Below are 22538 nucleotides of genomic sequence, written 5' to 3' on the forward strand. Positions count from 1 at the left end.
TAATCATTTTACTGTTTATATAGATAAAATTGAGGGTAGTGTATTTATGCTATGTGATATAGATTTTTGACACTACCCATCAAAGGGGGGGGAGTTTTATATGAAAGACAATAAAACATTAAAAATTGCAGTAACAGGATTGATGGCAGCTTTAGCTTATATCGCCTTCACATTCCTACAGATTAAGATTCCAACACCAGGAGGAACTACTTCATTCCATTTAGGAAATACATTCTGTGTATTGGCTGCTTTATTATTAGGTGGTGTTCCTGGAGGAATTGCGGGAGCAGTTGGTATGGGTATTGGCGATTTACTTGATCCTACTTATGTAGTAGTCGCACCAAAGACATTTATCTTAAAGTTTAGTATTGGAGTTATTACAGGTCTAGTTGCACATAGAGTATTCAAGATCCAAAAACTAGAAGGTAAGCAGTTAGTGATTGGTGTCGTTGCTTCTACATTTGCAGGTTTATTATTTAATGTGATTGCTGAACCACTATTCTCTTATTTCTATACTTCAGTATTACTTGGTGCACCTTCTCAAGCTGCTTTAGCACTTGCATCTTGGAATGCAGTGACTACTATTACTAATGCAGTAATTGCGATTGTGATTTCTTCAGCACTTTATTTAGCTTTAGCACCTACATTTAAAAAGAATGGTTTATTAGATAAATTACATACAGTTAAAAAAGACTAATGTAAAAGGACTCATATGAGTCCTTATTTTAGTTTAAGACCATCTTTAAAAGCACGGCCAACAACCTTTCCTAAACCTACATATTGATTATTAAAGGGATCAAAAGTAATAGGTTTTACTTTTGATACATCGACTCTTCCTGTTTCATCTAAGACACGTTCATCTACAGATACATTGACAATTTCACCCTTCATTATTTCTGTATCTAAATCATAGTCCTTGAGACGACATTCTAGACATATAAGTAATTCATTGATAATAGGTGCATGTACTTTACTAGATGGCGTATAAGTAAAACCTGCTTTTTCTAGCTTATTGGGTTCCTTATGCCCTGATACAACGCCTACATAATCACACGCTACTACATGATCCTCATCTGCAATACTGACAGTAAAAGCCTGTGTTTTTAAGATATTCTGGACTGTTTTATGTCCACTAGAAAGACTCAATGAAATTTCCATTGTATCGCTAATGCCACCCCATGCTGCGTTCATTAAATCAGGATGATCATCCTTATCAAAGCTCCCAATCATATAGACAGGCTGTGGATAAGTAAGTGCACGTGCACCAAAATCTTTTCTCATTTCTTTTGTCTCCTTTTTAATATTTTCATAGCAGTTTGATAAAGTGCATCATCAGAAAGATTATTGATTCTCTCCGCTTTTATATAAGTAGGATAATCATCGATATCAGGATCATCACCACATATATCAATACCGATTACTTCACAGTTTCTTAAGAAGTGCGCTAATACATCCTCTAACATCCCCAGTGACATATCTCCTTGATTCCAGTTCGTCATGGCATATCTTTCATCTAGAACATCCTTATCTATAGAGATATAGACTGGATACTTGGTTTCAAGAGGAATAGTAGCACCTTGTTCAAGTTCTTCTATACTGAAACTTAATACTTTATTCTGTTCCGCTGATTTTAAATCATGTTTACTTGGTCCTATTAAGTATAAACGATGAAGGAAAGGGTTTTGTAAAGCTTTTTTAGCCCAATTCCCACAGCTAAGCATATCTCCTACAATAGAAGATTGCATGTCTGTATGATGATCAATCAAAACAAGATCAAAAGGTTCATGGATAAAATCAGTCATCAATTTAGTGATGTAATGATAATCACCTGAATCAATAAAATGAATACCAGAAATACCATTCTTGCTTATCATCTCTTTTAATTGTTTTTCTGCCTGCTCGTCACAGAATAAGCGTGTTCCTTCAATGTCACTACAATCATAATAAGTTAACTGTGGATAATCCCCTTTATAGGAATGAGTAAAATCAAATACATAGTTACGCATCTTTATCACCTGTTGATAATTATAGTCTTTATTTAGCACTTGTCAAATTTGACTGCTAAAAAAGAGATAGCCACAGCTATCTCTTGAGTATTATAATTCTTCACCGTTTGTTTCAATAACGTGTTTATACCAGTAAAATGATTTCTTCTTACTTCTAGAAAAGTCCCCTTCATGGTTATTATTATAGTTAACATAGATGAAACCATAACGTTTATCATATTCACCAGTAGAAGCAGATACGATATCAAATGGAGACCACATAGTATAACCTAAAAGATCAACACCATCATAAGTGACTGCATCTCTCATTGCTTCAATATGTGCCTTTAAGTAATCAATACGATACTGGTCATCTACAGTACCATCTTCTTCTTTCTTATCATAAGCACCAAAACCGTTTTCTACAATCATCATTGGAAGTTCATAACGATCATAGAACCAGTTTAAGCACCAGCGTAATCCTAATGGGTCAATCTGCCATCCCCAGTCAGAAGCCTTTAAGTATTCATTTCTTACAAAGTCTTCACTACAGTAATCAAATGTCTTTTCATTACGTCCCTGATACTTAGTTGCAAATGACATGTAATAAGAGAATCCAATGTAATCTACTTTACCTTCACTTAAGATTTTCTTATCCTCTTCAGTAATGAAATCATATCCTTTTCTTTCAAACTTCTTTAAGATATAGTTTGGATAATGTCCTCTTGCATGTACATCAGTATACCAATATTTCTGATGCATAGCACCTAAGGCATTCATCATATCTTCTGGTTTTGGAGAAGCTGGATAAACACCATTCATACCAATCATACAGCCAACCTTTAAGTCAGGATTGATTTCATGAGCTGCCTTAACTGCAAGTGCTGAAGCGACTAATTCATGATGTGCTGATAAATACATTAAATACTCAGCATCATCACCTTCTTTTAATAATACAGCACCTTCCTGGATTAAGTTATGCTGAGTCGGATCAGCCTGGTTATTGATTTCATTGAATGTCATCCAGTATTTTACTTTATGCTGATATCTTTCAAAACATACCTTTGCGAACTTCACAAACATATCAATGGCTTTACGATTTCTAAATCCTCCATATTCTTTTGCGAGTGCCCAAGGTAATTCAAAATGTGATAATGTAATGACTGGTTCAATACCATATTTTAATAATTCATCAAATACATCATCATAGAACTTTAAACCTTCCTCATTAGGTGTTTCTTCATCTCCTCTTGGGAAGATTCTTGTCCAGGCAATAGAAGTTCTAAATGCCTTGAATCCCATTTCAGCAAGTAATGCGATATCTTCCTTATAATGATGATAGAAGTCTACACCTACATGGTTTGGATAATCTTCTCCAGGAAGAACACCATCTGTTAAACGTCTAGGTGCTCCTGTTACGTTATCTCCCGCTGTTTCTACATCTGTACAGCTGATTCCTTTTCCGCCTTCCTGCCAGGCACCTTCACACTGATGAGCAGCTACTGCGCCACCCCATAAAAAGTCGTCTCTAAACATTGTCTTATCTCCTTTTCTCTTTCTAATAATTATAAATAGAAATGAAAGTAATTTCTATAATTTTCAGAAATAGAGATCAAACTTTCGTAAAAATGTTTCATCTTTACATTATCAGTTCATCAATCCAATAAATAAGTGATATTTTGTTGACAGGATAGTCACAAGATAACACGAAATACTTCTAACAAAAAAATCTATAAACCTATTAACAAGATTTATAGAGCTAATGATATCACTAATACAGTTGGCGACTTCGTCAATACATAAATACGACAAAAAAAAGAAAGTATGAGCATTTATTTATTACTTTCATCTTCCATAATATAAAACAATTTATCGTCTAATTCTTCAGTTGCATATCCTAACTCATTTGGTTCACCATTCTCATAAAATCCATATTCGAGATTCTTATCTAATACATAATTACGTATCTGGTTAAGTTCTGCCTCTTCCAACTCTCTATTTGCGTTAATATATATTCAATCACTTTCTCTTTAGAATATCCATCTTCCGGATTCAAATCTTTCATCAACAATAGTTTATTCAATAATTTGAGATCATCTTCTGGTAATTTATACATTGTTTTCCTCCATATACCAACTTTTCTCTTTATTATTTTATCATAGTTTATAATTTTGAGGATGTTTTCGTTATTACACTATTCGTTTAAAATTTCACAATAATTTTGTAACATTTTTCAATGAAAGCGTTGCATTTTATTTATATAAGATGTAATATACCACTATCAACCAAATAAAAAAAGGGGAGCTGCCGCGACGGCTGAGAAGAAATACGATCGGATTTCGACCCATAAAACCTGATACGGATAATGCCGGCGTAGGAATTTTGTTTTTTTAGGTATACATGCTCAGGTATACCTTTTTTTATTATTTAAAAGGAGAAATTGTATGAGTTACACAACACAAATGGATGCAGCAAGACAGGGTATTATTACACCTGAAATGGAAATTGTAGCTGCAAAAGAATCTATGGATGTAGAAGTGTTACGTGAACATATTGCGAAAGGACATGCTATTATTCCATGTAATAAGAATCATACTTCTATTGATCCGAGTGGTATTGGTTCAATGTTGAAGACTAAGATCAATGTGAACCTAGGTATTTCTAGAGACTGTAAAGACATGGATGTAGAAATTGAAAAAGTGAATAATGCAGTAAAGATGGGTGCTGAATCCATCATGGACTTAAGCTCTTATGGTGATACACGTACTTTTAGAAAGAGATTAACTAAAGAATGTCCTGCTATTATTGGTACAGTCCCTATTTATGATGCTGTTGTTTATTATCATAAAGCTTTAAAAGATATTACCGCAAAAGAATGGTTAGATATTGTAAGAATGCATGCAGAAGATGGTGTGGATTTCATGACTATTCATTGTGGAATCAATAGAGCTATGTATGAACGTTTTAAGAATAATAAGCGTTTAATGAATATTGTTTCTCGTGGTGGCTCTATTATGTTTGCCTGGATGGCTATGACTGGAGAAGAAAATCCATTTTATGAACATTATGATGAAGTATTAGATATCTGCCGTGAATATGATATTACTATGAGCTTAGGTGATGCATGTCGTGCTGGATGTTTGGCTGATGCAACTGATGTGGCTCAGATTGGTGAGTTAGTGACTTTAGGAGAATTAACACAGCGTGCATGGGATAAAGATGTACAGGTGATGATTGAAGGTCCTGGTCATATGCCTTTAAATCAGATTGCCGCTAATATGGAAATACAGAAGACAATCTGTAAAGGTGCACCTTTCTACGTATTAGGCCCTTTAGTTACTGATATTGCCCCTGGTTATGATCATATTACTGCTGCCATCGGTGGTGCTATTGCAGCCACTTATGGTGCATCATTCTTATGTTATGTGACTCCTGCAGAACATCTTCGTCTGCCTAATCTAGATGATGTTAAAGAAGGTATTATTGCATCTAAGATTGCAGCACATGCAGCAGATATAGCGAAGGGTATTCCTGGTGCCATGGAATTAGATAATAAAATGGCATGTGCAAGAAAGAAGCTGGACTGGGAAGAAACATTCAAGTATTCTATTGATCCAGAAAAAGCAAGACGTTATCGTGCTGAAGCAGCACCTGAAAAAGAAGATACATGTTCTATGTGTGGTAACTTCTGTGCCGTTAAGAATATGAACCGTATTCTTGATGGTGAGATTGTAAATATCTTTGATGAATAAGAAAAAAGGCGTAACTCGTATATATGAGTTACGTCTTTTTGTATTAGTCTAAATCAGCACCATTAGATTCGCAGACTTTCTTATACCAGAAGAATGAATCTTTCTTGCTTCTAGAGAAGTCCCCAGTTCCATCATCATGTCTATCTACATAGATGAAACCATAACGTTTCGCATACTGTCCAGTACCTGCAGATACTAAGTCGATTGGTCCCCAAGTTGTATAACCGATTAGTGGTACACCATCTTCGATAGCTTCATCCATTGCTTTAATATGATCTCTGAAGTAATCAATTCTATAAGTATCGTGTACAGAACCATCTTCTTCTACCTTATCGAATGCTCCAAAACCATTTTCTACAACCATTAATGGTGTATGAGGATAACGGTCATGTAGGATATTTAATGTATATCTTAATCCATCCGGGTCAATCTGCCATCCCCAGTCAGAAGCCTTTAAGTAAGGGTTCTTAGCACCTGTTGCAAGGTTACCATTTGTCTTTTCAGCATTTTCATCAACTGTTACACAGTTAGACATATAGTAAGAGAATGTATAGAAGTCAATAACACCTTCTTTAATGATCCTCTTATCTTCTTCAGTAATAAATGAAGTATCAATGCCATGATCCTTGAAATATCTGAACATATATGTTGGATATTCACCACGAACCTGTACATCACCACAGAAGTTATTCTTAAAGTTATCTTCATTAAATGCTGCAAGAATATCTTTTGGATTTGGTGTTAATGGATATAAAGTTGTATGAGCAATCATGTTACCAATCATGAAATCAGGATTGATCTTATGACCTTCTGTTACAACTAATGCACTTGCAACAAACTGATTATGTAATGCTTCAAATGTTTTCTGAGGGTTAGATTTTAATTTGTTTAGTGGAATACGTTCATCAGAGTTTACATCTTCTGGATCCATGATACCTAAACCATAAAGGTCACCTAATCCACCTTCACCCATACATGCGATATTGATTTCGTTGAATGTTAACCAGTATTTAACCTTATCCTTATAACGCTTCATACAAGTAGTTGCATACTTAACAAACATATCAATCACTCTTCTATCAGAGAAACCATTGTATTTAGTTACAATGTTCCAAGGAATTTCATAATGACATAAAGTAACTAAAGGTTCAATATTGTGTTTCTTACATTCGTCAAATACCTTGTCATAGAAAGCTAAACCTTCTTCATTAGGTGTTTCATCATCACCATTAGGGAAAATTCTACCCCAGTTAATTGATAATCTGAATACATTCCATCCCATTTCTGCAAATAAAGCAATATCTTCAGCATAATGATGATAGAAATCAATTGCTTCATGGCTTGGATAGAACGCAGTCTTATCAGTCTTTGGTAAGAATGTTCTTGGAGTATTTACATCTCCACCAAGTAACATATCTGGTACTGATAAACCTTTACCATCTTCTAAATAAGCACCTTCACACTGATTGGCAGCAACTGCGCCACCCCATAAAAATCCTTTTGGAAAACCCATTTCCTTTACCTCCGTTCATCTTTTCTGTATGTATTATATACATAATAAAAATCATTATAATTAATTTTCATCAAATGAAATAATTTTTTCACAATGTGAAACAAAAAAGCGCTTAATACCTAATAATATAAACAGTTACTGGAATGATGTTACTGATTTGTTACTAGTTGAGCACCTACATAGTGGCGCATCATATATTTATAACGCTCATTCTAACACTTATTTAACGCTCACTTATGATTCTAATTTTATGGCTTAATAAGCCATTTTTTTATTTTTGATAAGTTCTAACACTCAAAATGAGCGTTAGAAACAACAAAATTAAAACGCAAAAACTATCATTGTTTACTGATATTTTTTATATTATATTTTCATAAAAATATCAATATATATTGACATATGTATAATTTTATGATATACTATAATCAAGAAAGGAGGTAAGGAAAGTGGAAAAGAAGTTAAAAAAAATGCTTCGAATACTGGACCTATTCGAAGCGCTAGTGATTAAAATCATTTCCTTGATTGGTTGGATTTTGATTCTAATCAATTTATTCAACTAAGTAGGTTGAGAGGCTTGTCCTCTCTTCCTATCACTATTATAAAACCACTTTTCAAAGAAAACAATGAAAAAAATAATTTTAAAAGCTATCGAATTGATTGGACTTATTGCAGTATTAGTATTCTTGATTTCAAAATTATTCTAAGGGAGGTATAATCGTGTCAACTGAAGCGCAGAAGAAAGCTAGCGCAAACTATGCTAAGAAGATGACGAAATGTGTCAATCTTGCATTCAATAAAAAAACAGATGCAGACATTCTAGAAAAACTTGATCATGTCGAATCTAAAATGGGTTACATTAAAAAACTTATAAGAGATGATATTGAGAAAGCAAAAAAGGACCAGAGCAATTAAGCCCTGGTCTTTTCTTATGCTTTAAATTGTTGTGTAGTCGAGATTTAGTCGAAATTAAGTCGAAATTTACCTGGTTACATCTTAGTCCCTTTAAGAAGCCAGCTCCAAGTATTCTTCCCAACAATTCCGTCTTGTGTTAATCTTCTATTCTTCTGGAATACTTTAACGGATCTTTCTGTGCCAGCGCCAAAAATTCCATCTGTTGATAATTTAAAACCAACACTGTTCAATCTTTCTTGAATTAACTTTGTAATATTGCCCCTTGCTCCTCTTTTAACAGTGACGCATGCAGCTAAAGTCTTTGGCCCTCTTAAGCCATCAACCGCTAAACCTTTGTGATACTGCGCATTTAGTTCACTTTGTAATCTAGCAACCCAACCATCATAGCCGTTTTTATGCGTTGTGTGGCTCATTTCTGTATGAACAGGTGTATTTGTATTAGTCTCTGGAATTTCCACTGTAGCACCGTTTAAACGTGATTTAAAGGCATTCCACGTTTTATCGTCTAACAGGTTATTGCAGTTAGGGCAAGCCTTACCGTTAACGTCATAATGTCGGATAACTCGACTTAGTGGAATATTGTATTTCCTCATAAGGATTTTACCAAGTTCAATCGCGTTTGCCATTGTAGCTTCTTGAATTGATACAGTGCCGTCTTTTGTTGTGTCACACATCTCGATACTAATAGAGTTAGAGTTAGTACATACTTTATATAAAGGATGATGGCTTGACTGACATTTTCCGCCAACAGAATATGCAATGTAATTGTCAGGCACTGACTGCGTTACGGAATCATCATCTACAAAGTAATGTGCAGATGCTTTGACGATATGATTATGAAAATGCTTTCCGTTGTTTTCGTCAGTGTCTCCGTCATTTCCTGTGTAATGATAAACTAAGTACTTAATAGTATTTAATGCTCTAACACCACCGTAGTTCTGCTTGTTTGCAATATTAGTCTTAAAAATATAACTCATGTTTATTCCTTCTTTCTTTTAAATAAAAATGAGAGGCGCGCAGGTCCTCTCACAACAATATTTATAATTTAATGCACACATTCTTTTCTTTCTTGTATGCGTCTAGATACATTTCCTGTTTATCGCCGTTATATGTGCATTCAAAATACATCCCATCTGAAAGCGTAGTTGATAGTAAAGCCTTGTTATTTTGAAGTGTCTTACACACCCACACAACATAGATATCGAAATCCTGTGGATCTTCTAGATGTTCGTTTGTATATCTTCTTACTTCTTCGGTTGCAATCTTTAGAAATTCGTCATTACCCATTGTTATTCTCCTTTGTTAATGGCGTTTTCTGCTACTTCTAAGCCTTTAGTTAAAACAGATGGTACGTTGTCTCCGGCTTCCACGAAGTTTTCTAAGATGCTTCTTAATTCATTGATAATGAGAGATGCTAATGTAAACCATCCAACATAAGTAGTAATTGTTAGATCAACATTGATAGTCTGACCGATCTCGATGAAAATTGCTGATGCAAGGAATGCTACTAGCACCATGAGCCAATATCCTAGTTTCTTCCATACACCACGCACTCCTTTTGCTGAATTTTCTTTGCCTGTCAATCTAGACTTTCTAATTCCTGTGATGTAGTCAATGATGTTTAATGTCAAAAAGCCTACGAATAAAAACCAATGTGTGCCTAATGCAGCAGTCAATACCGCTACAACAGTGCCTCCGATTGCGTTAATAGTATCCATATACTTCAATGATGTGTCGTATAATTTCATTTTATTACCTCTTTATTTACATATTTTCTGCAATGATCCATGCATCTAGCTGTATCTGAGTGATGTTCGAATAACTCTGATAATTGTTGTGCGCAGAGTTACACTGCTTGATCTGCATATATAGCTCATTGCTGTTGTTTACATTGAATTTGACAGGAACGTCGAAGAATCCACCGTTAGCCTGTATGATTGCATTGGCATCCGTATACCCCATGTTAGGTGCCCTCCAAGGGAAAGCATTAGTACGAACAGGAGTGTATAATTTAAACCCACTAGCTCCGTTAGAATTAAGATGCTTGACCGATGAATCAAATATAATACGATATATGTTTATGTCACCTAAACACTGTCCGTACATAGTTCCTGTAAATGTGCCACCATTTAAGCTAACACTTAATTGTCTTTTGTCTATCGCACTACTGCCTGTGCCTAGAATATATCCTTTTAGATATTCCGCAATGCACTCTAATCCCCACTCGTTTGGATGAATCCCATCTGAACTCATCATGTTTTCGAATGATAAGATATTCTCGGCTCCTGGTACTACCACAAAAGGTTGGTTTTTATAGCACGCTTTTGCGGTGTATGCAGGCATCAATTTATATCTTAATGCAAATTGGTTATTTCTGTTTTTAAATGCAACACCAAAAGGTGCGAAGTGAACGATTGCATTTGGATAAGTACTCTGTACATAAGATATCAATGTATCGATATTAGATTTGACAGTACTTGCTTGATCACCATATGCCAATTCATTGTATCCTCCACCAATCAGCACATCTGTTACCATCTTTTTATTGCTCACCTGAACACCTTTAAGAAGAGTCAGATAGTTATTGGATGGATTAGAAAAGGATGCACCACCTTTATGATTGATATAGATGTTGTCTGCAGAGAAGTGGCAATTCACTAACTTATTCTTAAGTCTGTCGCACCACCCCGTATAACTTCCGTCAGGTGTATATCCGTCTCCGTAGCTATCACCAATAAAAATCAGTCTTCTTTTGCTTCTGTCTTCTAGATTCATCTTAGTTCCTACCACCCTTTTCCCATCTCCCGAATAGGCAATCAGCCCTTCTTCAATGTTATCATCAGTTACTGTACTGTCTGATATATCAATCAAGGTTTTACCGTCATATATGACTTTATTAATGCTCATATAACCACTCCTATGCGATTGTTACTGTAGTTCCGCCGGCAGAGTTCTCACTTTCTGCGTATGGAATCGGATTAACAGTAACCTGCGACAAATAGTTATATCCTGAATCAGGCATGATTGTCTGTGTAGCGGTGCTTGGTGTCACTGTCTTCTGCTGAGGTTTCGCACCTTCAGTGCCTGACATGGTACCTCTGACACCTAAAATAGTAATTCCATCACGAATATTCTTAGGAATAAGTTTAGCCTGTTCAGCAGTTGCAATCTGAACATTACCTGAGCCATCGTGAAAACCCTGTGGAATCGTGTATACCTGTTCCTTGGTTGCGATACTTCCTTCAACAGAACCATTGTTCTTCATAGTACCTGTTAATTTAGCGCCTCTAGCGTATGCAGTCTTTCCAGTAAGGATCTCAGCAACTGCAACAGTCGCATCACTTGAATCCACATCGAATGAACAAGTACCTGTGACTGTGGCACCTGTCTTATCATGAAATGTCATGTCTTTTAATACTTTATCTGCTGTCGCAGTATCACCTGTCAAGTCGATTAATGTTTTGCCTCCATAAACAACCTTATTTATATATTTATTTTCTGCCATGTTTATAATTCCTTTCCTATGTATACTGTATTTCCCCCTTCTTCGTTGCTAGTTTCAAAGAAAGGGATTTTTTTAACTATTAAATCTTTATTGAGAAATTTATTTTTTGTCTTAATCTGCTGTTCGATATCTTTAGGCGTCACTGTGTAATCACCAGTGTAGATATCAGCATTATTCATGCCCTGATAATTTTTTATATCAAGTCTGAACTCTTCAGAACATATCTTCATATCAGTATGAAAAGACATGTCTTTTGACTTGAACTCTAGTTTAAGTCGCACATCAGATCACTCCATCTTTTAATATTCTTTCAACATATGTAGTGATGATATTAGATGCAATCGCTTCTCCACCAACAGTAATCGCACGCAGCTGAATCTCAGCCCGATGTTTTTCTTTAAGTTTCAGAGTATCTTCCTGTGACAGATGCACTTCTATCGTGTCACCGCTTAGATGACTGCATTCTATCTGTTTATCAAAAACAATTATATTGTCTTGCATGATAGTGAAATAGGCATACTGGAGAGTATTCACTTCAAACGGAAGTGTACATATTAATGTGGCTGTAGTACCTCTAATCATAAATGTACCTCCTATGCATATGAATAAATAAACGTTCCACAAATATACCCTTGGCTAACTGTTCCATGCATTGCTGTTAATGTCCAATGATTCTTCGTCATATCATTTGTTGATGGATAAAATCTTAACGTTAAGTCAGAACTCTGTGTCTGTACAGGAATGAATACGTTTTTGCCTGGAGATTTGCTAAGTGGGAAACCTTCCCACATGTAGCCCATCGTATTATTTACGATAGGCGCTGTTATATTTCCATCCCAGTTCAATTCGACAAGCTTTAACCCTTCATTGTATCTATATCTTAGTTCAACTTTACAAGCGTTTCTTCCACATGACACCCAATTACTCCATACATTTTTGGAAACAGTTTCTGTCAATTCCCTAATACTCATATATTCCTGACATTTGCGCTCCACAGATGTGATATTTAAGCCGTTTAAATGGACAGCGTATAAAACAAGATCTCTTGTACCTGTGCCGCTATAAATATCGGTCTGATTGTATGATGGTTCTGCTCCACCTGCTGGGCCTTTAATCACTGTAAGTGTATGTGTCTCTTTTGTCCCTGTTGTAGTAAATCTAGCAACAATGAGGTCTGTTCTTTTAACGCCACTTGAACCATTTTCGATTCTGACTGTTTCACTTCCAACGATTCGCATAAATCTTCCGTAATTGCACAGGATCCCGTCATTTATCTTGATTTCATTATTAGAAACAATCTCTGCCGTCATTCTACTTCCTGCATGTAGAATACCCTGATAATCATATAACGCTAAATACATATATCCATGTAAATCGGCGCTGACTTCTGCATCTGTTATATTAATATTCTTGATCACTTTGCATCACCTACCTTATAAGAAATTGAAATATCACCATCACTAATCTTGATAATTTTTTGAGTTATAGGCTCTTTAAATGAGATGCCTGTAATATTTTCCTTTGCTCCAACAATGTCAAAAAGTTCTGCATTATCAGCATCAAAAGAGATTTCCAGCGTATCGCTCTCATTCGCTTCTGCTACTTTCTCAATTGCATTCTTGGTTAATTCATCACGACTTTCAACATTCACATCCTCGTGTTTATATGTCTTTCTGTCTAATCCTGTATATACCTGATTGGATTCGGTCCATGAGCCGTCAGACTGAAGATATAGATTAATTCTTAATCTATCTAATAACTCACCTTTTCCCAGACACAAAATGTGATTGTATGGCTTTGATTCAGTCTTGACTGTCATATCTATCTGATAGTCATTGTCATACTGTAAGGTGTCGCTCAAATCGTTGATTTTTTCGGCATATAGATGGATTTTCCCATCAACACGATGCCTAATGCACAATCTCGCATTACTAGCGCCTAGCGCTTTCTCTAAGGCTTGTAAAAGATTTATATCTCTTACATCATATTTAACGTTGATATTACTAGCGCCTATGTTATCGACTACAAAGAGATTGCTGAACCTACCATCAATCAACACATTGATGCATGTGTTAGCTTCACCATTTAAAGTTAAATATGCACTTCCTGCTGGTGGTTGTACATATTCCTTTTCTAGCAGTCCTCGAAATGTAGGACCTATCAAAGTGATAGTGTTATCTGACGTATTAATCTTCAATCTCTGGATTACTCCACCAATTTCAGTGTTCTCCTTATAGAAAAGAGACCCCACAGTAAACAAAGGGTCTCTATCTTCCAAGGATAATGTCAATTCAAAATCGTTCTTACTTACATCATACTTTCCTATCTCAATGTCAGCATCGAAATGAGTGAGGTATCCTAATTCGTTGTAGTTACTATCTGTATAGATATATTCTAATCCCATCTAGGCTCACCTCTTCTTTCAATCAAGACTATGTCAACCTTCTCAACACCTACAGTTGTAATGTCAAATGAGCCTTGAGGTATCTTCTTAAAAGCATCATATGACTTGTTACGGCTGTTGAATATATTGGACTGCACACCATTAGAAGAATGCTTTGTAATAGTCTTCTTGAATGTGTCAATCTCTGCATATTCTTCAGCATTTAAAGTCACATATAATTGATAAGTGTTATCACTGATATTAATAATAGGGTTCGTACATCTTCCATAGATTCGCATAATCATGTCCTTATCAGTAAATGATTCATTTACAACATTTACTGTTTTTGGGAGTGAATACGTAAAAGGATATGTGAAAGGATATTTTGTGACTGTTCTCGAACTGCTGGAAGTGAAGTCAGCTGTATATGTTGTCTCCTTAATCCAATAAGAGTCATCTGTAGTGATTTCAACGCTTAAATATAAGAGTCTCTTATCAATTAGATATTTGCTTTTAGTGGATTTGATTGCATAGCAATAATATTTATAACCATTTATTTCAAAATATCCTTTCTCTTTTTTGAGGATGTCTATTTCAAAATGCTCATAAAATTGGTTTTTAATCTCATTGGCTTTCTGCTGATCAACAAGAAAAACAAAGGGAATTGTCTTAGTGACAACCCCTTTATAAAATCCTGTAATCCTATTGTTATTCGTTTTAACGCTCCACTCAAAATCACGTAAATCACTATAATTCGCAAAGATACCAAGAGAAGTAAAGTCTAGTGTTTCATTGTTTGAATTTGTATGTTTAATTTTATCCAGCATATTTTCTCACAATCCTTCCCACTTCTCGACCATCTAACATAACAGCAAAAGAACCATCATTTAGTGCTTTTACAATAATATCGTGTAGTCTATCTTCATCGCTTAATAAAGCAATAATTCTATGTAATGCGTCTAGGATTTCATCAGCCCTATTGTTAGATGCCTGATTAATCATCTTCATCAATGTATCTCTACCAGCCACAACCTCAGCGCCTGCTTCACCAGCGCCAAGCATCTGACCGTTAGACATTCCGAAAATTGTTGGGGCGTCCAAAATCATTGGATTGTCCATCGCCTGTGCATACCATTTAATACCCAACGATGGGATTTTGCCTTTTAATAGGTCACCCACATTCCAGCCGTTAGGTTTGATATTAAAATGAGGTAGCGGAATATGCGGCCATGAGATCCTAAAATTAAAGAACCCTTTAATTTTATTGATGATGGCTTTTACAAAATTAGCTGCGGTACTCATTGGTGACATGATAGCGTTCTTTATGCCGTTCCAAACACTTGAGGCATGCGACTTAATGAAGTTAAAGCCTACTCTAACGCCATTCTGCAACTCTCCTATAATCGCTAAAACTTTTGTCTTAGCACCGAAAATAGGACTTTCAATAACTTTCTTGATGTTATTGAAGATATTTGAAACACTGTTCTTTAAACTTTCAAAAAGGTTTTTCGCTGTACTAGTAAGAGATCCTCCCATACTAGTAATACCGTTCTTGATTCCATTAATAAGCCCTTTGCCTAAATTCCACCAATTGATAGCGTTCCACACTGCGAAAATCGCATAAATAATTTTAGGAATATTTGCAATCAATGAAGGAATAGACATTACAAGACCTTTAATGATTTCAGCAATGATTTTAACTCCCCATGCAAAAATAGTCTGTGCACTGTTAGAGAATGCATCTGCTAGATTTGCTATGATAGTAGGCACTTTAGATATTAAAGTAGGGAGTGCTGACATTAATCCTTGTACTAGATAAAAGATTAATTTCATTCCCATGCCCACAAGCACTGGAAGATAAGTCAATACTGCTTGAGAGAATTGGAGTAACATGTCCAATCCTTTAGATATTAAAGTAGGCATATTGCTAGAGATTGACTGACCTATTTTATCAATCATACCAGAACCAATCAGACTAGATAATTGACTGAAAATAGGAGATATAATACCAGGCAATGCGCCAATTAATCCAGCCACTAAATTAATAGCTGCAAGGATTAAAGAAGGCGCTAAATCAATGATCATATTCATTAGTTGCGGTGTAATCTGTATCAATGCATTAGGAAGTGCATCAAATACTTCCTTGATTTTTGGAGTCACATTTTTGGCAAGAATTCCCAAACTCTTAGCAAATTCACTAATAAGCGGTCCAACTGCCTGTTTAGGGTCTGCTAGACCTGTTAAAAGGTTATCCCATGACGCTTTAGTCATCTTCATAGCGCCGTCGATAGTTTTCATCGCTTCTTCGCCAGTAGTACCAGTTATTCCGAGTTTGCCTTGAATAGCGTTAATTGCTTTGTATACATCACTTAAATTATTAATATCATAATGTATACCTGTCAGTTTTTCAGCGTCTTGTAAAAGTCGCTCCATTTCTGACTTAGTACCACCGTATCCCAATTTTAAATTCCTTTGTATTCATGTAAGGTCGTTAATCTTACATCGTTCTCTTATGAACTGCTTTATATCACTATAAAGAGTAGACTATCTCTTGAACGATATAATCGTTCCCTCGCACTTCCAATCACTTGATTGTACTCTACTCACTTTCATAACATTTATTATGTGCTTTCGATAGTCGTTACACCTTACTATTTCTAGTCTTGGCACGGTATTGTCTTTTCTAAGAGTTCCACCGTTTTCACGAGGTTTTAGTTGAACTATTTTGTTAATCCAACATTGTGTAGTTCTGCTTTGAGAACCCCTGATAAGCGTTTTGGATATCTTCCATGTTTGTACCCATCTTATTCGCATTATCAGCCATATCAATAACAGCCATATTAGCAACCTTAGCCGCTTCTGTCTCATTGGCTGTTGATTGCTTTAATGCTGCAGCGAAAGAAGTAATAGTGTTCATATAATCGCTTGCACTCATTCCAGCCGTCTTATATGCAACTTTCGCATTATTCATGACCTCTGTCTGTGCCTGTATTAACTGATCATATTTTCCTCTTGCTTGTTCAACTGTCTGCCCGATACTCTGCGCATACTTTTTTAGGCTCAGACCTTGAGCACCGAATAAGGTTTCGACACCACCGACTAACTGCTCATATTCAGCATAATGCTGTATGACAAACTTCGTAATAGTGCCTATAGCCGTTGCAGCTGCAGTTGCTCCAATTATTGCAGCCTTGCCGACTTTAGAAGCAATCTCACCTGTCTTGTTTACAGCTTTTTCAATCTTGCTAGATTCTTCTTTTGCTGTATTAGCAGTGTCTTTTATACCTTTTTTTGTTTCTTCAACTCCTTTTAATCCGATAGATCCAAAGAGTTTAAATAATTCTAACATTTATTTCCCCCTCTCTTTTTCTTAAAGATTAGGATTGAAACTGTTAAGAATTTCATAGGAGTCATTTATAGTTGTTTCCATCTCTTCATCTGTCATTGTTTCAGATGTTTCAATTCCTGTGTTTTTCTTCCATTTAGTCATCATTTCATTCTTAAAGTCAGCGTATGACTTATCATATACTTTTGATTTCCAGATGTCGTATAACTTCTCGTCTGACACATTGTCAGCAAGTTCAGAAATGAACTCTGAAAAATTAGAAAAAGAGATCATGTTATCAATCAGTTCCATGGGGTTGGAATACCTCTTGTAAACCAAATCCATGAAGCCGACTTCTCCTATTTCAGCAATCCAGAAACAACCTTGTAAAAATCTTTGAATTCATCTTTTTGAAAGATTTCAATAATCATCTGTGCAAGTTCTGCAAGTGATAAGCATTCAACCTGCTTTCTATTTAGATTACTTACAGCTGACAAGAATTCAAAAACCTCATTTTCACATTTTCCAATGTTTTCAAAAATAACTGCGCAGCAAGAAAGAATGATATTGAAACCGACTTTTTCAGTTAGTTCCTCTTTTGATAGTCCTTCCTTGTTTTCTGCTAGTTTGGCAATCTCATTTGCATTAAAGCATTTCTTGAATTCCATAATGCCAAACTTATTAATTAGTTTAATGATTAAAAATGCATCTGTCGCTTTTAATTTTCTTAATTCATATTCCATAAATAACTCCTTTCAATCCTTAATTTAGTTATGCAGCTGCGGCACTAGGGTAATAGATGTGATAAGGTAGTACATTCTTATCAGCCTGTTCCAACTCCGCATAACACTCAAATTCTGCTTCAGGTACTACCATCTTTTTATTTTCACCTTCAATAGAAAAACCTGATGTGCATAGTGCCTTATCAAAAATAACGATGATTGGAGTTCCATCAATCTTCTTTCCGACATATGCTAGATTTTCGTAATAGTCACCTGTTTCAATCTGTGGCTTAGATACTAATTCTGTATATCCTGTTACCGTACTGCTTTCCGCTTCTTTAGCAAAGATAGACTTTTTAATAAAGTCAGGAGTAATTTCTGCCAGTTTAAATTTCATCTTGGCGCTTTCTCCGACTTTTAGAGTGCCACCAACGAATTTGACTGTTGCTCCATCAATATCTAAGTCTAATAATTCAGGAGAAAAACTTACTGAACCACCGCCTGACGTTGCGCAAAATAATGATTCTACAAAGTTCCATTTACTGCCTTCGTATTTCAAGCCCTTGTGAATAGTTCCAGCACCTAACATAATGTTTTCAGGCGTTTTGGCTGTAATTCCACTTGAAGGAATGGTTTCATTCGCCATATATTTATACCTCCCATTCTTGGATTGTTAAATTAATCTGTATTTTCTGCAATTCTATATCGTCTACACGAATCGGCATTGAATAGTCAAAATATACTGCTATGCCTGTTCCGTTTGATAAAATGGCTCTCTTATCTTTGAGGGCCTTTTTAATAATTTCCTTTTGCTTTTCTAGTTCTAAATAACTGCCTCTTGTTACACCTGTGAGAATAAAAGGGGTTTCCTGGTAATTGGTTTCTGCACTGTATTCAGTTTCGATATATTCCCCAACCCAATAAGGGTATTCAACTCTATCAGTCTTGTAATAGAGAAAGTGATAGTTAATAAGTGGCTTTAATGCATCGGAAATAAAATTCAAGCCTTCTGGTGTCATTCTCCAATGCCTCCAAAGATTTCCTCAGCTCTTGCTTGAATCTTTTTCTTAGAGGAGTTCTTGGCTTTTTCAAGCGCTCTTGATGGTGCTTTTCCTGTAGTAGTAACCCATCCGTATTTAGGGTGCTTATACTTCCACTTGGTTTTGCGACCATTACCTTTAAGAGCGTACTCACCTGTGCCGAACTCTTCCCATATAGCATTTTCTTCTGCTGATCCAACAATACCAATCATATTGTCAGCATCTACCACGTGCTCCCATGAGTTTTTTAACTGACCAGTGTCCACTCTGGTGTTTCTCTTGACTTGTGACTCAAGTTCTCCACTTGCTTCTTCCAAAAACTTTAAAGCTGCGCTCTCAATTTCGTCGATTATAAACATTGAGTTATCTTCAAATTGTATTTTGCTCATTCTGTGCACCTTTGTACTGTAGATAGATTTCTAAATGTTGATGCATTCCCATCGGATCATCAATCAAAGTCACATCATAGACTTCATCATTTACAATCAACCTTGAGTTATCAGCACTATAGCCTTTCAAGTCCTTATAATCACAGATGAAAATGTGGGTTGACTCCTGTACCTTTGCGTTAAAGTTAGTGTAATGACTGTCACCACTTGACAAGTCTAAGAAACCAAACAAAGAGATTGATTCCGCATAATCTTCAATAGGCTCACCAATCTCGTTGAAAGAATATATGCATTTTTGAAGAACTGCTGTAATATTTCCACCTATCATATTAGAACCTTGCTTTCATATAAGGCTTTAGGAAGCCTGTGAGAGACTTTGGATAGCCAAGAGAAGAATTATCCCCATCCATGTTAAAGTAGGTCACAGAGTGTCTAGAAATCGTTTCTGACTGCACTCCTACCTTGCTTCTATTCTCTTTATCCCATTTCATGAGGTTGATAACACCCATTTTAATGTCAGCAGGATATTCTACTTTAGTGCATAGTACACGAGCCTCATTATTGACAGGCTTGTCAACCATAAAGTCATGCTCATTTGCTTCTGTCACAGTATATAAAGCATCATTAAATGATGAATTAGATACCTGTACAGTGTCACCAACCTTAAAAAATTGAGGACCAGTAAAAGAAAAACGACCGTCTGAAATATTGGCGGTCGTTCTAAAATTGCGCATCTGGAAATTATTATTAGTGTATTTTCTAATCATCAATTCTAAGGCTTCTAATTTCATCTTGATGATTCCATCAGATTCATCCGTATCGTTCAAAAGCCTGAACTCTTCAATTGTCATGATCATAGAAAATCACCTCTTTTCTTATTTTTTAAATTTAGCAAGTAAAACCTTTGCTTCATTTGTTACTGCAACTCCATAATATTTAGTAGCAGTAATGTCGTGCTTCTGCTTTTTTGGAAACCATTCATGATCTACCTGAGTATCTTTCTTTAAGAAAATTGTTAATGCTGGTAGCTCTTCTTCTGTGTATTCAGTTTCTGCTGAATCAGGTTCCATTTTTAATAAAAGATCTAAATAATACTTATCTTTTTCGGCGAGTGCATTTACTTTATCACCGATTTTTAAAACATCCTTACATCCTTTCTGTACAGTCTTTAAATGCTTAGCAGTTGTAGACTCTGATGTTCCATCTTCCACAATAGTAATTGTTCCCTCATCAGCCTTTTCGTACTCAATATATTTAATCTTTTTAGACTTCTTGACCCAGCAATCTCCAATTTTTCCGACAGCACCTTTTACTAACACAGACTGTCCAAATTTATCTGCTGACTTAAAATCTTCGTCTTTCATTAAAGTTGAATGCTGTAAAGGATGAATAAATAATACTTTTTCAATACCGTCTTCTTCATCTTCGAAGATGGCGTCCGCATCTACAATGCCATTGTATGAGATAGCCGATAATGTTGCAGGATTATAGATATTCTTAGTGGTATACCCTGCATCAACTAAGTCATTATCAACTTTGCCCATGATTGCTTTCGCTAACTGTGTTTCAGCCTGTCCAATCGGATTGCCTAGCCCTGAATTAATGACAGTCTGTAAAATTCCGACTGATTTAGCAGCACATTTAATTGTGAATGTATTGCTAGTGGCTGATAAATTTGTTGTCTTGATTTCGCTATCTGTTTTTGATGCTTCTTCAACATCAAAATCTTCAGCGTCTCCAATATACTTCCATGATGGAACTGTCTTAGTGTCGCCTGCTGTTCCTTCTAAAGTAGTGTCAACTTTTGCATAAGGCGTTAATTTAGCTAATGCATCAATTTTTGCTTCAATCATATCTCCCATAACTTGAGGATTGATTACATTTTTCATTGTTGTAACTGTTGGCATATTTTTTATCTCCTTTTACTTTTTTTATTTCGTGTTCATTGCTTCTTGATATGCTTCAGGTTCTTCGTTGAAGACTTTCAATCTTTCAGAGTAAGGCATTTTTAAAATGTCTTTTCTAGTATATGAACCGTCATTTTTTCCGTGATCTAACTGTCCATTGCCAACTCTCTGATAACCATCTCCATTATCATCTGAAGCATTTTCAAACATATTTGGGAACTGTGTCTTTAATGCTGATACAGTATTTTCCCAACCTTTGATATTTTCATTTTCATCAAGTTCTAAGCTTTCGCCCTTTTCTTTCAATTTTTCATTTAATTTATAAGTTAAATAATCAACATCAACTGCCTTTTCAGACATTAAAGCAACTTTTACTGCACTCTTTAATTTTGCTTCTTCTAACTGTTTCTTCAGTTTTTCAACAGTCGTTTCATATTCACCAATTTTAGTTTGCATTGCTTTATCATTTTTGCCTGTTTTTTTGAGTTCTTCGATAAGATTATTAGCATTTAATAATTCTGTCCCTCTTGAATCAAATTCTTTTTGTAGTGCATCATATTTACCTTTTCCAACGTACTCACCGCTTGCAAGATTCCCAATTTTGACTTGTTTATCTTTGTTGGCTTCATTACCGTTATATTCATTAATTGCTTTGAAAACCTGTTCAAAAAGTGTTTCACCTAAAATCTCTTTTAAAAAATCCATATCATTACTCCTATTACTTACTCTGTTTTTATATCTGGTGTCTGCCAGTGTAAGTTTGCCTTTTTAACATCATGCTGGATGAATTTTATAAACCTTTTAAATGCCGTGTTCAGGGCAAAATAAAAAGAGTCTACGTCTAGCCTCTGTTTCTATTTCTATTTAATACATTGTTTTTATTCTTGTATTGCGGTGGATCATGAGAAAGTTCTACTGTTTCATAGAACTCATGACCGCATATCATGCACTCATAGTGCGTTTTTCTGATTGCACACCCTCTGTTTTTATCGAAGTATCTTTTTGATTCTACTTCAAAATAACAGTGTCTGTGCGGTCGCAGTCCTTCGGACATTAAATGCCTCCTTTCAGGGTAAAATAAAAACGGTTCTGAGGAACCGTTTAA

Annotated in this window: 30 protein-coding genes and 1 riboswitch; of the genes, 3 read left to right on the forward strand and 27 right to left on the reverse strand. The window is 35.5% G+C overall.

All coding sequences use genetic code 11. From position 1 onward, the window contains the following. Positions 1-100: 100 nt before the first annotated feature. On the forward strand, positions 101-697 hold the full coding sequence (locus ABUA27_RS02220; protein ID WP_287968046.1) for an ECF transporter S component: 597 nt from the start codon (positions 101-103) through the stop codon (positions 695-697). Positions 698-720: 23 nt separating this feature from the next. Here the strand turns inward: ABUA27_RS02220 and ABUA27_RS02225 are convergent, their stop codons facing one another. The 4 genes from ABUA27_RS02225 to ABUA27_RS02240 all read right to left on the reverse strand — a co-directional run bounded on the left by ABUA27_RS02225 (position 721) and on the right by ABUA27_RS02240 (position 3976). Next, positions 721-1281, reverse strand: a complete 561-nt coding sequence (locus ABUA27_RS02225; RefSeq protein ID WP_349820140.1) for a flavin reductase family protein — start codon at positions 1279-1281, stop codon at positions 721-723. Next, positions 1278-2006, reverse strand: a complete 729-nt coding sequence (locus ABUA27_RS02230; RefSeq protein ID WP_287846209.1) for an arginase family protein — start codon at positions 2004-2006, stop codon at positions 1278-1280. Before ABUA27_RS02230 ends, ABUA27_RS02225 begins: the two co-directional genes overlap by 4 nt. A gap of 90 nt (positions 2007-2096) precedes the next feature. Further along, complete coding sequence (locus ABUA27_RS02235; RefSeq protein ID WP_129982128.1) at positions 2097-3521, reverse strand: 6-phospho-beta-glucosidase; 1425 nt, start codon at positions 3519-3521, stop codon at positions 2097-2099. Between the two features lie 296 nt (positions 3522-3817). Then, the gene (locus ABUA27_RS02240) at positions 3818-3976 is read right to left on the reverse strand and encodes a hypothetical protein (RefSeq protein ID WP_303353078.1); all 159 of its coding nucleotides are present in this window, start codon (positions 3974-3976) and stop codon (positions 3818-3820) included. Between the two features lie 296 nt (positions 3977-4272). After that, positions 4273-4382: riboswitch (TPP riboswitch) on the forward strand. A 47-nt stretch (positions 4383-4429) separates the two neighbouring features. On the opposite strand from ABUA27_RS02240, the gene thiC reads away from it, so the two are divergent. Continuing rightward, positions 4430-5737: a phosphomethylpyrimidine synthase ThiC gene (gene thiC / locus ABUA27_RS02245; protein WP_006504752.1), complete on the forward strand. Its 1308-nt coding sequence runs from the start codon at positions 4430-4432 to the stop codon at positions 5735-5737. Positions 5738-5780: 43 nt separating this feature from the next. Here the strand turns inward: thiC and ABUA27_RS02250 are convergent, their stop codons facing one another. Next, a complete protein-coding gene (locus ABUA27_RS02250) occupies positions 5781-7250 on the reverse strand; it encodes a glycoside hydrolase family 1 protein (RefSeq protein ID WP_129982127.1) in 1470 nt (489 codons plus the stop codon). A gap of 717 nt (positions 7251-7967) precedes the next feature. Between ABUA27_RS02250 and ABUA27_RS02255 the strand changes: the two genes are divergently transcribed. Then, positions 7968-8162 carry a hypothetical protein gene (locus ABUA27_RS02255; RefSeq protein ID WP_006507052.1) on the forward strand — a complete coding sequence of 65 codons (195 nt, stop codon included), beginning with the start codon at positions 7968-7970 and terminating at the stop codon, positions 8160-8162. A gap of 74 nt (positions 8163-8236) precedes the next feature. On the opposite strand, the gene ABUA27_RS02260 is transcribed toward ABUA27_RS02255, so the two are convergent. The 22 genes from ABUA27_RS02260 to ABUA27_RS02365 form a co-directional block, all read right to left on the reverse strand. Then, the gene (locus ABUA27_RS02260) at positions 8237-9139 is read right to left on the reverse strand and encodes a peptidoglycan recognition protein family protein (protein ID WP_330041850.1); all 903 of its coding nucleotides are present in this window, start codon (positions 9137-9139) and stop codon (positions 8237-8239) included. Positions 9140-9200: 61 nt separating this feature from the next. Next, positions 9201-9449 carry a DUF6275 family protein gene (locus tag ABUA27_RS02265; protein ID WP_287968565.1) on the reverse strand — a complete coding sequence of 83 codons (249 nt, stop codon included), beginning with the start codon at positions 9447-9449 and terminating at the stop codon, positions 9201-9203. Positions 9450-9451: 2 nt separating this feature from the next. Next, positions 9452-9910, reverse strand: coding sequence for a phage holin family protein (locus ABUA27_RS02270; protein ID WP_349820141.1), 459 nt, complete (start codon positions 9908-9910; stop codon positions 9452-9454). Positions 9911-9926: 16 nt separating this feature from the next. Beyond that, on the reverse strand, positions 9927-11069 hold the full coding sequence (locus ABUA27_RS02275) for an SGNH/GDSL hydrolase family protein (RefSeq protein ID WP_349820142.1): 1143 nt from the start codon (positions 11067-11069) through the stop codon (positions 9927-9929). A gap of 10 nt (positions 11070-11079) precedes the next feature. Continuing rightward, positions 11080-11667, reverse strand: a complete 588-nt coding sequence (locus tag ABUA27_RS02280) for a hypothetical protein (RefSeq protein WP_349820143.1) — start codon at positions 11665-11667, stop codon at positions 11080-11082. A 2-nt stretch (positions 11668-11669) separates the two neighbouring features. Further along, entirely contained in the window at positions 11670-11948 is a 279-nt protein-coding gene (locus tag ABUA27_RS02285; protein ID WP_287968569.1) for a hypothetical protein, read from the reverse strand. A gap of 1 nt (position 11949) precedes the next feature. Next, positions 11950-12249: a hypothetical protein gene (locus tag ABUA27_RS02290; RefSeq protein WP_287968570.1), complete on the reverse strand. Its 300-nt coding sequence runs from the start codon at positions 12247-12249 to the stop codon at positions 11950-11952. Positions 12250-12260: 11 nt separating this feature from the next. Beyond that, on the reverse strand, positions 12261-13085 hold the full coding sequence (locus ABUA27_RS02295) for a hypothetical protein (RefSeq protein WP_349820144.1): 825 nt from the start codon (positions 13083-13085) through the stop codon (positions 12261-12263). Further along, a complete protein-coding gene (locus ABUA27_RS02300; protein WP_349820145.1) occupies positions 13082-14071 on the reverse strand; it encodes a Gp37-like protein in 990 nt (329 codons plus the stop codon). Before ABUA27_RS02300 ends, ABUA27_RS02295 begins: the two co-directional genes overlap by 4 nt. After that, positions 14062-14877, reverse strand: coding sequence for a hypothetical protein (locus ABUA27_RS02305; protein WP_349820146.1), 816 nt, complete (start codon positions 14875-14877; stop codon positions 14062-14064). Before ABUA27_RS02305 ends, ABUA27_RS02300 begins: the two co-directional genes overlap by 10 nt. After that, entirely contained in the window at positions 14867-16510 is a 1644-nt protein-coding gene (locus ABUA27_RS02310) for a phage tail protein (RefSeq protein ID WP_349820147.1), read from the reverse strand. Before ABUA27_RS02310 ends, ABUA27_RS02305 begins: the two co-directional genes overlap by 11 nt. A 268-nt stretch (positions 16511-16778) precedes the next feature. Continuing rightward, positions 16779-17399, reverse strand: coding sequence for a hypothetical protein (locus ABUA27_RS02315; protein ID WP_349820148.1), 621 nt, complete (start codon positions 17397-17399; stop codon positions 16779-16781). A gap of 21 nt (positions 17400-17420) precedes the next feature. Then, positions 17421-17687, reverse strand: a complete 267-nt coding sequence (locus tag ABUA27_RS02320; protein ID WP_349820149.1) for a hypothetical protein — start codon at positions 17685-17687, stop codon at positions 17421-17423. A 47-nt stretch (positions 17688-17734) separates the two neighbouring features. Then, entirely contained in the window at positions 17735-18118 is a 384-nt protein-coding gene (locus ABUA27_RS02325; protein ID WP_287968576.1) for a hypothetical protein, read from the reverse strand. A gap of 28 nt (positions 18119-18146) precedes the next feature. Continuing rightward, a complete protein-coding gene (locus tag ABUA27_RS02330; RefSeq protein WP_349820150.1) occupies positions 18147-18743 on the reverse strand; it encodes a hypothetical protein in 597 nt (198 codons plus the stop codon). Between the two features lie 4 nt (positions 18744-18747). Then, positions 18748-19116 carry a hypothetical protein gene (locus ABUA27_RS02335; protein ID WP_287968578.1) on the reverse strand — a complete coding sequence of 123 codons (369 nt, stop codon included), beginning with the start codon at positions 19114-19116 and terminating at the stop codon, positions 18748-18750. Further along, the gene (locus ABUA27_RS02340; protein ID WP_349820151.1) at positions 19113-19526 is read right to left on the reverse strand and encodes an HK97 gp10 family phage protein; all 414 of its coding nucleotides are present in this window, start codon (positions 19524-19526) and stop codon (positions 19113-19115) included. The genes ABUA27_RS02335 and ABUA27_RS02340 overlap by 4 nt, the downstream gene beginning before the upstream one ends. Continuing rightward, positions 19507-19854, reverse strand: coding sequence for a head-tail adaptor protein (locus ABUA27_RS02345; RefSeq protein WP_349820152.1), 348 nt, complete (start codon positions 19852-19854; stop codon positions 19507-19509). Before ABUA27_RS02345 ends, ABUA27_RS02340 begins: the two co-directional genes overlap by 20 nt. Before the next feature lies 1 nt (position 19855). Continuing rightward, positions 19856-20383 carry a head-tail connector protein gene (locus tag ABUA27_RS02350; protein WP_349820153.1) on the reverse strand — a complete coding sequence of 176 codons (528 nt, stop codon included), beginning with the start codon at positions 20381-20383 and terminating at the stop codon, positions 19856-19858. A gap of 18 nt (positions 20384-20401) precedes the next feature. Then, positions 20402-21433, reverse strand: a complete 1032-nt coding sequence (locus ABUA27_RS02355) for a N4-gp56 family major capsid protein (protein WP_329999345.1) — start codon at positions 21431-21433, stop codon at positions 20402-20404. A gap of 24 nt (positions 21434-21457) precedes the next feature. Continuing rightward, positions 21458-22138 carry a phage scaffolding protein gene (locus tag ABUA27_RS02360; RefSeq protein WP_287968583.1) on the reverse strand — a complete coding sequence of 227 codons (681 nt, stop codon included), beginning with the start codon at positions 22136-22138 and terminating at the stop codon, positions 21458-21460. Positions 22139-22274: 136 nt separating this feature from the next. Beyond that, on the reverse strand, positions 22275-22487 hold the full coding sequence (locus ABUA27_RS02365; protein WP_278597587.1) for a hypothetical protein: 213 nt from the start codon (positions 22485-22487) through the stop codon (positions 22275-22277). Positions 22488-22538 lie beyond the last annotated feature (51 nt).

The sequence above is a fragment of the Catenibacterium sp. RTP21428st1_D7_RTP21428_210409 genome, assembly GCF_040227455.1.
In the GTDB taxonomy this organism is placed as follows: Bacteria; Bacillota_I; Bacilli_A; order Erysipelotrichales; family Coprobacillaceae; genus Catenibacterium; species Catenibacterium mitsuoka_A.

Bases quoted from the DNA above. Each gene is read 5' to 3' on its own strand.
- ABUA27_RS02335 (WP_287968578.1), bottom strand. From the start codon at position 19,116: ATGACACCAGAAGGCTTGAATTTTATTTCCGATGCATTAAAGCCACTT.
- ABUA27_RS02250 (WP_129982127.1), bottom strand. From the start codon at position 7,250: ATGGGTTTTCCAAAAGGATTTTTATGGGGTGGCGCAGTTGCTGCCAAT.
- ABUA27_RS02235 (WP_129982128.1), bottom strand. From the start codon at position 3,521: ATGTTTAGAGACGACTTTTTATGGGGTGGCGCAGTAGCTGCTCATCAG.
- ABUA27_RS02345 (WP_349820152.1), bottom strand. From the start codon at position 19,854: ATGATAGGTGGAAATATTACAGCAGTTCTTCAAAAATGCATATATTCT.
- ABUA27_RS02260 (WP_330041850.1), bottom strand. From the start codon at position 9,139: ATGAGTTATATTTTTAAGACTAATATTGCAAACAAGCAGAACTACGGT.
- thiC (WP_006504752.1), top strand. From the start codon at position 4,430: ATGAGTTACACAACACAAATGGATGCAGCAAGACAGGGTATTATTACA.
- ABUA27_RS02365 (WP_278597587.1), bottom strand. From the start codon at position 22,487: ATGTCCGAAGGACTGCGACCGCACAGACACTGTTATTTTGAAGTAGAA.
- ABUA27_RS02355 (WP_329999345.1), bottom strand. From the start codon at position 21,433: ATGCCAACAGTTACAACAATGAAAAATGTAATCAATCCTCAAGTTATG.
- ABUA27_RS02340 (WP_349820151.1), bottom strand. From the start codon at position 19,526: ATGAGCAAAATACAATTTGAAGATAACTCAATGTTTATAATCGACGAA.
- ABUA27_RS02270 (WP_349820141.1), bottom strand. From the start codon at position 9,910: ATGAAATTATACGACACATCATTGAAGTATATGGATACTATTAACGCA.
- ABUA27_RS02280 (WP_349820143.1), bottom strand. From the start codon at position 11,667: ATGGCAGAAAATAAATATATAAATAAGGTTGTTTATGGAGGCAAAACA.
- ABUA27_RS02220 (WP_287968046.1), top strand. From the start codon at position 101: ATGAAAGACAATAAAACATTAAAAATTGCAGTAACAGGATTGATGGCA.
- ABUA27_RS02325 (WP_287968576.1), bottom strand. From the start codon at position 18,118: ATGGAATATGAATTAAGAAAATTAAAAGCGACAGATGCATTTTTAATC.
- ABUA27_RS02230 (WP_287846209.1), bottom strand. From the start codon at position 2,006: ATGCGTAACTATGTATTTGATTTTACTCATTCCTATAAAGGGGATTAT.
- ABUA27_RS02225 (WP_349820140.1), bottom strand. From the start codon at position 1,281: ATGAGAAAAGATTTTGGTGCACGTGCACTTACTTATCCACAGCCTGTC.
- ABUA27_RS02275 (WP_349820142.1), bottom strand. From the start codon at position 11,069: ATGAGCATTAATAAAGTCATATATGACGGTAAAACCTTGATTGATATA.
- ABUA27_RS02315 (WP_349820148.1), bottom strand. From the start codon at position 17,399: ATGTTAGAATTATTTAAACTCTTTGGATCTATCGGATTAAAAGGAGTT.
- ABUA27_RS02350 (WP_349820153.1), bottom strand. From the start codon at position 20,383: ATGATCATGACAATTGAAGAGTTCAGGCTTTTGAACGATACGGATGAA.
- ABUA27_RS02265 (WP_287968565.1), bottom strand. From the start codon at position 9,449: ATGGGTAATGACGAATTTCTAAAGATTGCAACCGAAGAAGTAAGAAGA.
- ABUA27_RS02305 (WP_349820146.1), bottom strand. From the start codon at position 14,877: ATGCTGGATAAAATTAAACATACAAATTCAAACAATGAAACACTAGAC.
- ABUA27_RS02320 (WP_349820149.1), bottom strand. From the start codon at position 17,687: ATGGAACTGATTGATAACATGATCTCTTTTTCTAATTTTTCAGAGTTC.
- ABUA27_RS02300 (WP_349820145.1), bottom strand. From the start codon at position 14,071: ATGGGATTAGAATATATCTATACAGATAGTAACTACAACGAATTAGGA.
- ABUA27_RS02330 (WP_349820150.1), bottom strand. From the start codon at position 18,743: ATGGCGAATGAAACCATTCCTTCAAGTGGAATTACAGCCAAAACGCCT.
- ABUA27_RS02290 (WP_287968570.1), bottom strand. From the start codon at position 12,249: ATGATTAGAGGTACTACAGCCACATTAATATGTACACTTCCGTTTGAA.
- ABUA27_RS02360 (WP_287968583.1), bottom strand. From the start codon at position 22,138: ATGGATTTTTTAAAAGAGATTTTAGGTGAAACACTTTTTGAACAGGTT.